This window comes from Alkaliphilus peptidifermentans DSM 18978 (genome assembly GCF_900101495.1).
Classification (GTDB): Bacteria; Bacillota; Clostridia; order Peptostreptococcales; family Natronincolaceae; genus Alkaliphilus_C; species Alkaliphilus_C peptidifermentans.
In genome coordinates this window covers 23,785-37,752 of record NZ_FMUS01000029.1, presented here as the reverse complement: position 1 = coordinate 37,752, position 13,968 = coordinate 23,785, and the positions used below count along the sequence as shown (strand labels likewise).

Annotated in this window: 14 protein-coding genes; 1 reads left to right on the top strand and 13 read right to left on the bottom strand. The window is 35.4% G+C overall.

The features are described from left to right. The first annotated feature begins 111 nt into the window (after positions 1-111). Complete coding sequence (locus tag BLP68_RS17525) at positions 112-951, top strand: polysaccharide deacetylase family protein (protein ID WP_091546400.1); 840 nt, start codon at positions 112-114, stop codon at positions 949-951. A 113-nt stretch (positions 952-1,064) separates the two neighbouring features. Here the strand turns inward: BLP68_RS17525 and nagB are convergent, their stop codons facing one another. The 13 genes from nagB to BLP68_RS17460 all read right to left on the bottom strand — a co-directional run bounded on the left by nagB (position 1,065) and on the right by BLP68_RS17460 (position 13,942). After that, positions 1,065-1,799 (bottom strand): glucosamine-6-phosphate deaminase, encoded by a 735-nt coding sequence (nagB, locus tag BLP68_RS17520; RefSeq protein ID WP_091546397.1) that lies wholly within the window; start codon positions 1,797-1,799, stop codon positions 1,065-1,067. A gap of 30 nt (positions 1,800-1,829) precedes the next feature. Beyond that, positions 1,830-2,096 (bottom strand): HPr family phosphocarrier protein, encoded by a 267-nt coding sequence (locus BLP68_RS17515; protein WP_091546393.1) that lies wholly within the window; start codon positions 2,094-2,096, stop codon positions 1,830-1,832. 21 nt (positions 2,097-2,117) lie between these two features. Beyond that, a complete protein-coding gene (gene anmK, locus BLP68_RS17510) occupies positions 2,118-3,281 on the bottom strand; it encodes an anhydro-N-acetylmuramic acid kinase AnmK (protein WP_091546390.1) in 1,164 nt (387 codons plus the stop codon). Next, a complete protein-coding gene (gene chbG / locus BLP68_RS17505) occupies positions 3,278-4,039 on the bottom strand; it encodes a chitin disaccharide deacetylase (protein ID WP_091546388.1) in 762 nt (253 codons plus the stop codon). Before chbG ends, anmK begins: the two co-directional genes overlap by 4 nt. Before the next feature lie 41 nt (positions 4,040-4,080). After that, on the bottom strand, positions 4,081-4,929 hold the full coding sequence (locus BLP68_RS17500) for a Cof-type HAD-IIB family hydrolase (RefSeq protein WP_091546387.1): 849 nt from the start codon (positions 4,927-4,929) through the stop codon (positions 4,081-4,083). Positions 4,930-5,040: 111 nt separating this feature from the next. Next, positions 5,041-6,387 carry a 6-phospho-beta-glucosidase gene (locus BLP68_RS17495; RefSeq protein ID WP_091546383.1) on the bottom strand — a complete coding sequence of 449 codons (1,347 nt, stop codon included), beginning with the start codon at positions 6,385-6,387 and terminating at the stop codon, positions 5,041-5,043. A gap of 11 nt (positions 6,388-6,398) precedes the next feature. Beyond that, positions 6,399-6,719, bottom strand: coding sequence for a PTS lactose/cellobiose transporter subunit IIA (locus tag BLP68_RS17490; protein WP_091546381.1), 321 nt, complete (start codon positions 6,717-6,719; stop codon positions 6,399-6,401). A gap of 286 nt (positions 6,720-7,005) precedes the next feature. Next, positions 7,006-8,277: a PTS sugar transporter subunit IIC gene (locus BLP68_RS17485; RefSeq protein ID WP_176759092.1), complete on the bottom strand. Its 1,272-nt coding sequence runs from the start codon at positions 8,275-8,277 to the stop codon at positions 7,006-7,008. A 14-nt stretch (positions 8,278-8,291) separates the two neighbouring features. Beyond that, on the bottom strand, positions 8,292-8,603 hold the full coding sequence (locus tag BLP68_RS17480) for a PTS sugar transporter subunit IIB (RefSeq protein WP_091546379.1): 312 nt from the start codon (positions 8,601-8,603) through the stop codon (positions 8,292-8,294). Further along, a complete protein-coding gene (murQ, locus tag BLP68_RS17475) occupies positions 8,597-9,520 on the bottom strand; it encodes an N-acetylmuramic acid 6-phosphate etherase (protein ID WP_091546376.1) in 924 nt (307 codons plus the stop codon). Before murQ ends, BLP68_RS17480 begins: the two co-directional genes overlap by 7 nt. A 15-nt stretch (positions 9,521-9,535) precedes the next feature. Further along, on the bottom strand, positions 9,536-10,417 hold the full coding sequence (locus BLP68_RS17470) for a MurR/RpiR family transcriptional regulator (RefSeq protein WP_242877027.1): 882 nt from the start codon (positions 10,415-10,417) through the stop codon (positions 9,536-9,538). Continuing rightward, a complete protein-coding gene (locus tag BLP68_RS17465; protein ID WP_091546375.1) occupies positions 10,387-11,352 on the bottom strand; it encodes a BadF/BadG/BcrA/BcrD ATPase family protein in 966 nt (321 codons plus the stop codon). The genes BLP68_RS17470 and BLP68_RS17465 overlap by 31 nt, the downstream gene beginning before the upstream one ends. Positions 11,353-11,581: 229 nt before the next feature. After that, complete coding sequence (locus BLP68_RS17460) at positions 11,582-13,942, bottom strand: heavy metal translocating P-type ATPase (RefSeq protein WP_091546372.1); 2,361 nt, start codon at positions 13,940-13,942, stop codon at positions 11,582-11,584. Positions 13,943-13,968: the final 26 nt, after the last annotated feature.

Genomic DNA, 13,968 nt, shown 5'->3' with positions numbered 1-13,968 from the left:
TTTAAACCTTAATATTTTCGTAACCTTTTTTAAATTGTATTGTAAATCATTTAGGTTTGAAAACAGTTAGTATGAAAGAAGAATATATCATAAGAATGGAGGCAGGAAAAAATGAAACATAATATAAAGCTGGGCATTACTATCACACTTTTAACCCTCTTATTTATTGGAGTACTAAGTTTTAAAACAATATTACCATATCAATCGGAGCTCATCGTTGAAGCCAAGGATCTTTTCCCAGAAGTTCCGGAACAAGAACCTTCTTCCATTGACCCTGTGAAAGAGTTTGATATGAAATTAGAGGAAGCACACATCATCGAAGATTTGGAGATACCCATTGTTAACGATGAGAATGCAAAGATAGCTTATCTTACCTTTGATGATGGTCCTTCTATAAAGGTTACCCCTTATATATTAGACATACTAAAGGAACAAAATATTCAAGCCACCTTCTTTGTCATCGGCAGTCTTGCTGAAAAGCATCCAGATATGCTTTTAAGAATGCAGGAGGAGGGTCACTTAATCAGCAATCATACTTATACCCATGACTATAAAGCTATTTATTCAACTCCTCAAAGCTTAATAAATGAGCTGAGAAAGACAGATGAGATGCTTGAAGGAATTTTAGGAGATCAATACAAATCAAAAATCATTCGATTTCCCGGAGGCTCCTTCGGGGAAAAACTTAAGCCCCATCGCCAAGCCGTAAAGGAAGCAGGCTATTTCAGTGTTGATTGGAATGTATTAACTGGAGACGCAGAAGGAAAAAATGTCTCTGTAGAAAGACAACTGGATAGAATTAAAGAAACTCTTGAAAGCAAAAAACGAGCTGTCATTCTAATGCATGATAGTTCAAATAAAGAGACCACAATAGAAGCTTTACCAGAAATCATCCAGCATCTTAATTCTCAAGGATATGTTTTTAAGACACTAACGGATTATGTGTTTTAGGGAGGTATAGTAATGAAAAAAATATAGCACACAAAAATATTTTATGTACTATACCTGTAAACCATCCTTCTATTTTTAAGTAATCAAAATATCATAACATTGATTAAAACCTTTTATACCGATTCGATTAATACACCTGCCTCCTTATCGATAATTAAAGTAACATCTGAATGTGTTTGTAAAATAGAGGCAGGCACTTGAGTGTTGACGTATCCACTGGTCATTTCCATTATTGCTTCAGCTTTATTTCTACCACTGGCCAGAAGCACAATTTTTTTAGCCTTCATTATAGTTGCTATCCCTACTGAGATTGCTTCTCTTGGTACATCTTCCTTTCTATCAAAAAAACGGCTATTATCTTGTATTGTCTTTTCTGTCAATTGTACTAAGTGGGTAGTTACATTAAGTTTCTTAGAGGGCTCGTTAAATCCGATATGTCCATTTGCCCCAATACCCAGTATCTGTAAATCAATTCCTCCAACTGAATTGATTAACTCTTCATAGGCCAGACATTCAGTTACTACATTTTGTGCCTTTCCATTAAGAATGTGTATTTGGTTTTTTTGTACATTAATATACTTAAAAAAAACATCCATCATATATGTGTAATAACTACTTTTGTGCTCCCTCTCCAACCCATAATATTCATCAAGATTGAAGGTTGTGGTTTCTGAGAAATCCACTTCTTTACTTTTGTACATTTCTATAAGCTCTTGATACATACCAGTGGGAGTGCTACCTGTAGCTAATCCCAATACACTTTTGGGATTTAGTATTATTTGACTTGCAACAATTAACGCTGCTTTTTTACTCATACTTACATAATCTTCTTCTATGTAAATTCTCATATATTCACTTCTTTCCTTGGTGATTCTATATTATTTCTCTCCAAATCCAGCTTCTACTAGCTCCACCAGCTTTGCTATGCATGCTTCTTCATCTATTCCCTCAACGTCAATTATTATTTCATCTCCATACTTAGCTTGTAAAGCCAAAATCCCAATGATACTTTTGCCATTTGCCTTTTTAGAACCATTGATGATATTTACATCAGATTGAAATGTATTAGCTTCTTTTACCAGCAAAGAAGCCGGTCTTGCGTGTAAACCGATATTATTATTTATTTTTGTCTTTATACTTTTCATTTTTTCTCCTCTCTTTATAAATCAAATATTAAATTTCCCCATTACAACGGGGTTTCTTGCTCCGGTTACACCGGGAATATTATTGTTATTTCCATGCACTGCCTCATTAGCTAATATAGCAAAGGCTATGGCTTCTTTAGCATCGCTGGATAATCCCATATCCTCCTGTGTAAAAACAGAAATTCCTTTGCATTTTTCCCTTAACATCTTCATTATTGTATTATTGTAGCTTCCACCACCACCAACAATTATTTCATCCACATGATAATAAGGATAAATATAGGTTTCATAGTGATATATAATAGACTCTACTGTAAAGGCGGTAGCTGTAGCAACAATGTCTTCCATAGTCATCCCTCTTGCCAAGCAGTTGGATAATAATGCTTTGCTATAGTCCCTTCCAAATGTTTCTCTACCAGTACTTTTAGGTGGTTTATACTCCATATATGGATGTTTCATTAGCTCCGATAATAGTAGCTTATCAACAGACCCCTTAGCAGCAATTCTCCCATCAGTATCATATTTCATTGCTCCACCAGTCAATTCATATATTAAATAATCAATAATCATATTCCCTGGACCTGTATCGAAGGCTTTAATTTCATCTATTACAGATCCTTTAGGAAGCAATGTGACATTCCCAATGCCACCAATATTTTGTAACATTCTAGTTTTTTCTTCATGTCTATAAAGAATAAATTCTGTATAGGGTACCAATGGTGCACCATGTCCCCCAGCTGCCACATCCCCAACTCTAAAGTCTGAAACTACTGGTATACCTGTCTTTTCAGATATAACAGCAGCTTCTCCAATCTGCAGGGTACTATTTTGGGGAATATGATAAATTGTTTGACCGTGGGATCCAATTAAATCGATGTCCCAAAGTGATATTTTCATATCTTTACATAGCTGTATAACAGCATCTGCAAGGATATTACCCACCTTAAAGTTAAGTTTACATATCTTTTCCACGTTGGAGGTTTCTATAGAACAACATTCCAATATTTCATTTTTTGTATCTAAATCAATGGCATAATTTTTAAATCCTTTTAATGTCACCTTGGAATTTAAACCAACATCCTCTATTAATACCAATGCGCAATCTATTCCATCGATTGAGGTTCCTGACATTAACCCAATAACTAATTTTTTATCTTTATTAACTAAATCCAATAGCTTCTTCATTTCTTATTCCTCAAATCATTAAATGAAATCAATTCTATTCCTTCCTCAACAATTAACTCTTTTATTTCAGTTGAGGTCAATATTTTGTATTCATTTTCTCGCTGCAAATTATATGTGCTATGTTTCATCAGTTCTTGATCAAGAAATGCCGGGTGTACCATAATTTCCATTATTCCATCATCAAAATCATTAATTAATTTCTTGAAATTATTTATGGTTGCCTTCTCCCCATAGAATTCCCAGGTGAAATAATCAGTTGTTTTAATCCCCATTTCTTGATAAATACACTTGCATTCATTATTTGCATGCCGTAGTGGTACATCAAATTCTAAAGCAAGCTTTGCAACTATCTCCCTAATACCATCATACATATGAATATGGTGATGACTATCCAAATGACTAAGCTTTAATCCTGTTTTTATAAAAGCAACAATTTGATTTCTCAGCTCATACTCCACCTCTGACAAATCCATTATTGGTAGCAGACTCTTGCTCCTTTTATAAAAATTTCCGTTATTATCAACTAACGAAGCAACTTCATTTTTGGGGCTTAGGGGCTCACCGCAGGTTAAGGTAAGGTGCAAGCCAATGGTGCTTATATTATTCTCTTGAGCCAGTGTAACTGCTTCAATGGCATTAGGCATATTAATCATCAGGGTAGTACTGCTTACTATGCCAAACTTCATTGCTTCAATTATTCCTAGGTTGCACCCATTTGTTAAGCCAAAATCATCTGCATTTACAATTAGCCTTTTCATCTTATTCCCCCTACGTACTTTAATTCTATCATTTTACTCTTCTATACTCCATCATAATCTCCACTGTCCTCATTATATTTATAAATTTTCTTTAACGCCTTAGCAACTCCTGCTTCATCATTGCTTACAAATTTTGCTATCTCCTTCAATGCTTCTTCTCCATTTTTTAGAGTTACAGGGAAGCCCACAGCTTCTAACATAGATAGATCATTTTCACCATCACCTATAGCGATAATCTCCTCTTTTTTAATTCCTAAACTTTCTGCATAACTCAATAAAGCTTTTCCCTTTGATACATCGTCAGCAAAAATGTCTAATCCTGTTTTAGTTGATCTAAGTGCTTCAATACCAGGGATTTTTCTTAGCTCCTCTTGTATTGGTGCAATAGTCTCATATTCTTCAGTAATATAAACAACTTTTACTATTTTTGTATCCCACTTTAATAAAAAATCAATATCCTTAATCACTTTAAATGACATCATACCAGCTAATCTCTTACTAAAAACTGCAAAAGGATTTACAGCTTCGTTAAACTCATCAGTATTAAATGAATAAACTGAATCTAATGAATAGTATCTTGGATAAATATTTCTCGAATGGAAAAACTCATACAGTTTTATAAGTATATCATTTGGAATTGTTTTCAATGAGTGAATTTTACCTGTTAATACATCTCTTATACTTGCTCCATTACAACCTAGAACCGGAGCATTTATTCCAAGTGTTTCAACATACTCCTTCACAGCAGTATCTGGTCTACCTGTTACTATAACAAAAGAGACTCCTTTTTCCCTTAATTGGCGTATTGTTTCAATATTCTCCTCTGGTATTACATGGTTACTATTAAGTAACGTACCATCTATATCAATAGCAACTAATTTATATGACATAACTTTCCTCCTCAAAATTCAATAGACTTTCGTCTTCACCGAATTGCATATTTCAAGGATTGGCTTGAATCATTTGTGTTTTATTCCTTTACTTTTGGAGTTCATTTAATCTTACTCCCCGAATTTGCTTATTAATTCTTGAATTTTACTTTGAAATTGGGGTAAGTATTCTTTATTTTCTATTAATATATCATCCAATAGCTTTTTAGCCACTGTAACTGATGGCACTAAGGGATGTACTGCCATAGCTTGTAGTGCCATTTGGTAGTCCCCCTTAACCCCTGCTTCAACAGTAAGCTCCTCAAAGGCCTTTACTCCTTGAATCAATCCGTAAATCTTGGGAGAAATTTCCCCCACTTGAATAGGATGGGCTCCTGTTTTATCTACCACAGCAGTAACTTCTATAACAACATCCTTAGGTAGTCCAATGATGGTACCATTGTTTTTCACATTTACCACATGGAGTTGTTTTTTATTATTATGTATAGCACTTATAAGGGAAACTGCTGCATCAGAGTAATAAGCTCCTCCACGTTTCTCCAGTTGCTGAGGCTTTTCTTGAAGTGTATCATCCTTATAAACTTCAAATAATCCCTTCTCTACTTCTAAAACCTGCTCAGCTCTTGTTCCTTTTCCGCCTTCTTCAATTGCCTTTTGTTGATCCTTAACCATATCCTCCATCATATAAAAATATCTATGATAAGGGCAGGGAAGCATTCCTAAAGAGTTTAAAAACTCTGAATCCCACTTTAAATCAGGTATATTTTTCATGGTTAATGCTGCACCATCACTGAGCTTATTCAATACTATTTGAGTTACATCTTCTCCATCGACTAAAACCTTACTTCCCCACACAAGATGATTTAATCCTACAAAGTCGATTTTCACTCTTTTACTTTCTACTTCTAAAATATTTGCCACCATTTTTACCATACCAATTGGAACATTACAAAGTCCAATCACTTTAACATTAGTGTATTTTTGTACTACCTCTGTTATTAATCCCGCAGGATTTGTAAAGTTAATCAACCAGGCATTTGGCGCTAGTTCTTCAATATCATTGCAAATTTCTAAAATAACCGGTATTGTCCTCATTGCTTTTGCAAATCCACCTGGTCCAGTTGTTTCCTGTCCCAACACATCATATTTTAGAGGAATTCTTTCGTCTTTTGCCCTAGCAGCAAGCCCTCCAACCCTAAATTGTGTAGTGACAAAATCTGCTTTTTCTATAGCAGCTCGCCTATTAGTTGTTAAGACTATTTCTATATCCACTCCTGCTCTAGCTACCATTCTCTTTGCCAAAGCCCCAACAATTTCTAGTTTCCACATTCCCTCTGGAATATCAACAAGGTGTATCTCCTTTACAGGCAGCTCATGATGTCTATTAATAAAGCCCTCTATGATTTCTGGTGTATAGCTACTACCACCACCAATTACAGCTATCTTTAACCCAGCCATACTATACCTCCTTATTTGTTTTCTAGAATATTAATTCTTTTATAAAGATTTATCATGTTTTCAATTAAACTCTTCTCAGCGATTGCAGTCATTAAATGATCCTGCGCATGAACAAATAATAGCGACATTTCCACCTTTTCACCATTAATTTCTCTTTGAATCATATTTGTTTGTGATTTATGTGCTATCTTTATTTCGTTGTCTGCATTCTTTATAAACTCAATTGATTTATCAAATTCGTTATTTTGTGCACTTTTTAAAGCTTCATATGCTTCTGCCCTTGCATTCCCTGCATGTAGTATGATTTCAAAAATTATTTGCTCGTTTTCCATTATAAAGACCTCCTATTGTTTTCTTTTTTTAGTAGTTCTACTGCTTCGTTAAAGGGTCAAAGATAGCCTTGACCCTTTATCGAAGCACCAGACTTTCTGGTGCTTACAGATTGATGAAAAACTTCCATATTCTTCGTTACTGCTAAAACCCAGCACCCTTACATATTACCTATATGCTGCATTCGCTATGTTTTCTTGCGCCTCGAATCTGTAGCTTTTGATCAATCTACATTTTGATGACTTTGTCACCAACCTGGAAGCACCAGACAAACTGGTGCTTAATATATTACTCAACTAAGGCTCCTTCTTCATTTGCCATTTCTTCAAGCAGCATCTTCTTTTCATAAGCTTTGAAGAATGGATAGTATATGGCCATCATTATTGCGATATTAATTAATACTAATATTACTGCCCTCCAATCTCCTCCAGTGGCTAAATATGCACCTATTGGAGCAGGCAATGTCCAGGGAGCTAATATATAGGGCCTCCCAACCAGATTTAAAGCCATTGCAAAATAGGTTAAAATACCAGTAATCATTGGTCCAAGAATAAAGGGAATGGTTAATAGTGGGTTAAGCATAATTGGTGCACCGAAGATAATTGGCTCATTTATATTACATATTCCTGGAATCAATGAAGCCCTTCCTACACTCTTTAAATACTTAGATTTGGAAAAAATCATCCAGAACACTAATCCTAAGGTGGCCCCTGAACCCCCAATCCAGATAAACCATTGGAAGAATGGTTCTGGTGCAATATTGGGGATTGCTACTCCATCAGCAACCGCTTGAAGGTTCTCATCCAATAAAACAAGCCAGATAGGTCTAGCTATAGCACCTACAACAGAAACCCCATGGATACCTGCTGCCCAAAGTATAGTAATAATGAAGATTGGAACCAGAATTCCCCATAATGAATTTCCCACACCTCTTACTAGAGGTTTAAATAGATCCATAACAAACCCTTGAATATCGAAGCCCCATAGGTGTCTAACTGTCCATATAACAACAATAATAATAGCTGCGGGTACTAATGCTTCGAAGGATCTTGCCACTGAGTCAGGTACACCCTCTGGCATTTTGAATGTAAAATTTCTTTTATGTAAAAATCGAAGAACTTCTACAGCAAAGATAGACATAATGATTGCTACAAACATTCCTGCTCCTCCAGCATTGGCCATTGGCAGCATCCAGCCGTGTCCTTCAATACTAGCTGGCACTAGAGTTAAAATAAATGCCGCGATAGAAAGTACTCCACCTGATACCCCATCAAGCTTATAGGATTTAGCTAAGCTGTATCCTATGCCATATGATGCATATATGGCCATTAATCCCATAGTTAGACGAAAAGGAATTAATATATTACCTACATGCGGTTGCACCAGTTCAGCCAATCGTGGTATTGGTGGAAAAGCAATAACTAAAAAGAAACTACCAATAATTATTAATGCCATTGTAGATATAATACCATCTCTTATTGCCCTTAAGTGTCTTTGTTCTGATAATTTAGTCATAGGTGGCATTAAATACTTTTCAATAATATCAAATAACTTTTTCACTTTCTTTTACCCCCTTATTTTATTATCTCTTTAATTTGTTGTATTACCCTTACACCTCCCAGTGGACTATAGCCCTGTGGTGAAATTAGTGCAATTGGAATATTTGATTCTTTAGCTGCTTCTTCAAAGCCAGCAAACCTGTGCCTTACCTGAGGTGCTACTAGAGCAATATGCCATCCACCTTCTTTTAGCTCATCTTCAAACTCTCCAGTACTTACAGCTTTAACCTTTACTTCCATGCCTTGCTTATCAGCTTCTTTTTCGATGGACTTAACTACTATAGCACTGGACATTCCACCAGAGCAAACTAATAAGACCTTTAACATATTTCTTCCTCCCCCCTAATATATTCTAAAGCCTTTTTCACAAAGCCATTGGCTTTCTCCAGCTTTGCTGTAGCCTCATTGGGTCTACAGCCACTTTGAATCATAACAATTGCAACTTTAGGTTGATGGTTTGACTCCTTTAGGGCTTTTTCAGCTATTTCTTCAGTTGTTGCCGTTGCCATCATTACTATTCTTTTAGCTCTATCAAGTAATTTTTCATTGGTTGTCTGAACATCTACCATCAAATTTTTATATACCTTACCAATTCCTATCATTGAAGCAGTGGTTAACATGTTCAACACCATCTTTTGTGCAGAGGCTGATTTCAAACGGGTGGAGCCAGCTATTATTTCCGGGCCCACTACTGGTGTTATTGCAATATCCGCAATTTCACTAACTATAGCTTGTTCATTGCAGCAAAGGGATATTGTGTAAACTCCTATCTCCTTGGCATAGCTTAAACCTCCTAGCACATAAGGGGTTCTTCCACTGGCGGCTATCCCAACAACTATATCTCGCTTTGATAAACCAATGCCTTCTAAATCTTTTTGACCTTCCGCTTCACTATCTTCTGCTCCCTCCACTGCTTCGTATAATGCCTTTTCACCACCAGCAATTATTCCTACCACCATTTCACTTGGTGTACCGAAGGTGGGTGGGCATTCTGCTGCATCTAGAATTCCTAGTCTGCCACTGGTTCCGGCTCCAATGTAAACCAACCGTCCTCCATTTTTAAATGCTTCAACTATTTTTTCAACTGCATTTGCTATTCTAGGCATCTCCTTTTCTATAGCTAATGCTACTTTTTTGTCCTCTTCATTCATCATCTTTATAATTTCAAAGGCAGATTTTTCATCTATATCAGAATATATTTTGTTTACCTTTTCTGTGGTTAAGTCTCCCAGTTTATTGATCATAGAGCACTTCCTTTCTTAATACTTCATTCCCTTTACAGCTTTACGGGTCTCTTCTAAATGGTCTATAACTTCATCGTATCGTTTACAGGCAACTCCAATAAATAAGGAATCTATTACTGTTAGCTGAGCGATTCTGGAGGCCATAGCACCACTTCTAAAATTATTTTCTGACGAGGCTGTAAGTAGCTTTATGTCAGCTGCACTAAGAATAGGAGAATCTCCAAATTGTGTAATGCAAATTGTTGTGGCGCCCTTCTCCTTAGCAATTCTTAAAGCATCCACAACTTCTTTAGTACGGCCTGAGTAGGATATTCCTATTGCTACATCTTCCTTTGTTAGATGAACTGCTGAAGTCATTTGGATATGGCTATCAAAATACATATTGGTGGGTATATTAATTCGCATAAACTTATATTGAGCATCCAAAGCAACAATGGAAGAGGCACCTGCACCAAATATACTAATGCTGCGAGCTTTGTCAATAGATTCTATTGCCCTATCAAGTTCATCTGGAGCTAATACATTCATTGTGTCCTGAATTGCTTGTAAATTTCCAGAAGAGACTTTAGAAATTATATCCTTTGTACTATCTTCAATTCCAATTTGTTCAAATAATACTTTTTTCTTGCTGGCTTTATGGGAGCTTTCTAAAGAAACCGCCAGTTTTAGCTCTTGATATCCTTTTAATTCTAAGCTTTTGCAAAAACGCACTATGCTTGCTTCACTAGAACCGCATTTTCCTGCCAGCTCTGTAATTGAAAGATGCTTTAATTCTTCAGTATTATTTAATATGTATTGGGCTATTTTTTTCTCCGAAGGTTTAAAGGTTTCCAAACCTTGTTTAATTTTTACTAAGCATCCACCCATTATTTCACCTGCTTCCATTGATTTTTCCATAGATTTATTTCTTCCATTTTATTTAAATGTTTACACCCCATTATAAGTGCACCTAAAACTGGCGAATATTTTGGAGGAATTATTGTAATGGCAGGATATTTTTTTCTTATTCCAAAATGAAAATGCTTGTATACTGTTGTGATATTTTCCAAAACTCCACCACCTGCACAAATTACCAAGTTTTCGTTATGGGGCATTTGAAATATTATTTCCTCGGTAATATCCACCAACTTATTTCCTGCTTCTATCAATAAATCAATACAAATTTTATCTCCTGCTTGTGCACCTTCTTCAACAATTGGAGCTATTCTAGCTATATCTGCCTTAGTTCCTTTTGCAGAATATACGAAATTTATTAAGTCATCTATAGAGGTAAAGCCTAAATTGTCAAATACTCTTTTTTTCAAATTGCTAGAATCTACTCTCTTATCTATCCCTTGAACTATTTTTTCTAAACCCCTTCTACCAATATCATAACCACTACCTTCATCTCCTAAAATATGTCCCCATCCTCCAATTCGATGTTCGCTTCCTGTTGAATCAATTCCATATGCAATTGACCCTGTTCCACTAAGAAGAAATATTCCTTCTTCCTTTCCATGTGCCCCTACCAATGCAATTTTAATATCCGTATTAAGTAGTACTGGTATTGATAAGTTAATTCTCTCAATAATTTTACGAAAGGTAATTTCATCCCTTTTCCGTCCAATCCCTGCCACACCTATTGAAACCAAATCAACTTCCCTCTCATCACACCCTGCTGCATTTATTAATTTATTAATGAGATTTTCTAATGTATGACCAACAGCCTCTACTTCTCTAGTATGGAGGTTCATAGATCCTTCCTCAGCTGTAGCTATTATCATACCTTTACTATCAACTATAGATCCTATGCTTTTTGTACCTCCACCATCTATTCCTATCATGAATCCCATATTTATTCTCCTTATGTATTATCTTCTTAAAATAAGAATATCATTTTTGAAAATATTTTTCAATATTTATATTTATTTTTGTAATATTTTTTCACAGTAAGGTAAATACTAATTTCCGGAGTTATTATAGAGTCCAATTTAAACAATAGAACCCAGCCACATCAACTCATTAAGAGGTTTGAAGGGCTGGGTTCCTTTACCTTATATTCTTTTTCTATATACGCTATTTTTATTCTATCTTCATAGCCCTCATGGCATTTAAAACAGCAATAATAGTTACGCCAACATCAGCAAATACTGCCTCCCACATTGTGGCATAGCCCAAAGCCCCAAGGACTAAAAATATAAGTTTTACTCCTAAAGAGAATATTATATTTTGCCAAACTATTTTTTTTGTTCTTTTTGCAATTTTAATTCCAGTATAAATTTTAGAAGGTTCATCGGTCATAATTACTACATCTGCTGCTTCAATGGCGGCATCTGATCCTAAGCCCCCCATTGCAATTCCGATGTCAGCCCTTGCTAAAACAGGCGCATCATTAATCCCATCACCAACAAAAACTAACTTTCCTTTAGCTGTTTTTTCATTATCCAAGAGTTCAAGCCTTTCAACTTTTTCATGTGGAAGTAGGTCGGCATATACCTCATCTAAATCCAACTGCTTTGCTACTTTTTCTCCAACTGATTTCCTATCACCTGTTAACATGACAATTTTTTTAATGCCAAGGTTCTTTAATAATTTAATTGCCCTTACAGAATCTTCTTTGACTTCGTCGGATATTACTATATAACCTAAATAGCTCCTGTTTACTGCTATGTGTACAATAGTTCCCACTTCCTCTGATTCATTAAAAGTAATTTGCTCCTTCTGCATTAATTTAGTGTTACCTGCAAGGATTTCCTTACCTTTAACCTCCACCTTTATTCCATGTCCAGATATTTCTTCATAGCTTTCAATTAAATCTCGATTTATTTCCTTTTCATATGCCTTTAATATTGATATTGCAATAGGATGATTTGAGTAGCTTTCTGCAAAAGCAGCATATTCTAAGAGTGTAGACTGATCTACTTCTCCAATAGTTTTTATTTCTGTTACTTTAAATACCCCTTTTGTAAGTGTTCCGGTCTTATCAAACACAACTGTTTCAACATTATTCAGGGCTTCTAAGTAATTACTACCCTTAACCAATACACCGCTTCTTGAAGCTCCGCCAACTCCACCAAAGAACCCAAGTGGTATAGACACTACCAATGCACAGGGACAGGAAATTACCAGGAAAACCAATGCCCTATAGAGCCATTGTGAAAAAGTTGCTCCATTAATAAAAAGCGGAGGTATTACTGCCAGTAAAGCTGCAATTGCTACTACTGCAGGGGTATAATATCTGGCAAATTTAGTTATAAAGTTTTCTGTTGGAGCCTTTCTACTATTGGCATTTTCCACTAAATCCAGTATCTTTGATACTGTCGACTCTCCAAACTCCTTAGTTACTTCAATCACTATTAATCCATTTTTATTAATTGAACCACTTAGTACTTGGTTACCAATTTCAACTTCCCTAGGTATAGATTCTCCAGTTAAGGCTGAAGCATCTACCATAGAACTACCTTCAACCACAGTACCATCTAAAGGAATTTTTTCCCCTGGCTTAACAATAATAATATCTCCAACCTTTACTTCCTCCGGCGATACTTTTTTGATATTGTCGTCAATTTTAACATTAGCATAATCAGGTCTGATATCCATTAGTGCAGCAATAGATTTTCTTGATCGATTTACTGCAAGGTTTTGGAAGAATTCCCCTACCCTATAGAATAGCATAACTGCAACGCCCTCAGGAAATTCCCCAATTGCAAATGCTCCAAAGGTTGCTATCCCCATTAAAAAGTTTTCGTCAAATATTTGTCCTCGCAAAATATTACGACCTGCCTTTAGCAATACTTTTCCCCCAACCAGTAGGTAGCTAATCGTATAAAGAAGCACTTCAACCTTAAATGAAAATTTATAAACAAGGGCTATTGTAAATAGAATTGAACCTATAATAAGCATTGTCAACTCTATGCTATTACCTTGTTCCTTTATCACTTTTTTCTTTTCATGACCTTCAACGGTATTTTCTTTATCAATAATTTTCACGTCTGGCTCAATCCTTTTAATAATTACATTGGCTTCTTCAATGATTCTTACTAATTCATAGCTACTATTAGCCTCTATTACCAACTTTTTAGTAGCAAAGTCTACAACCACCGATTTAACTCCTGATATGTTATTAAGCTCCCTCTCAATTTTTGATGCACAATTCCCACAGCTCAAACCCATTAATAGCAACACTTTTTTTTCTATCTTAGAAATTGACTTATCACTTACATTCACATGGGGTTCTAATTTGTTGATAATAGCTTTAGTTTGTTTTAATATATCATCTAGTTTATCTTTATCTATTATCTCCATCGACAATGTTTTTGTAATGAAATTCATGTATGCTGAGGCTACCCCTTCGATTAAAACTACTTGGCTTTCTATCTTAGTAGCACAATTTGCACAATCTAAGCCCTCTAAAATCAATTCTTTTTTGATGTGATTACCCATTTGTTTTTCCCCCTTACATATGCTGA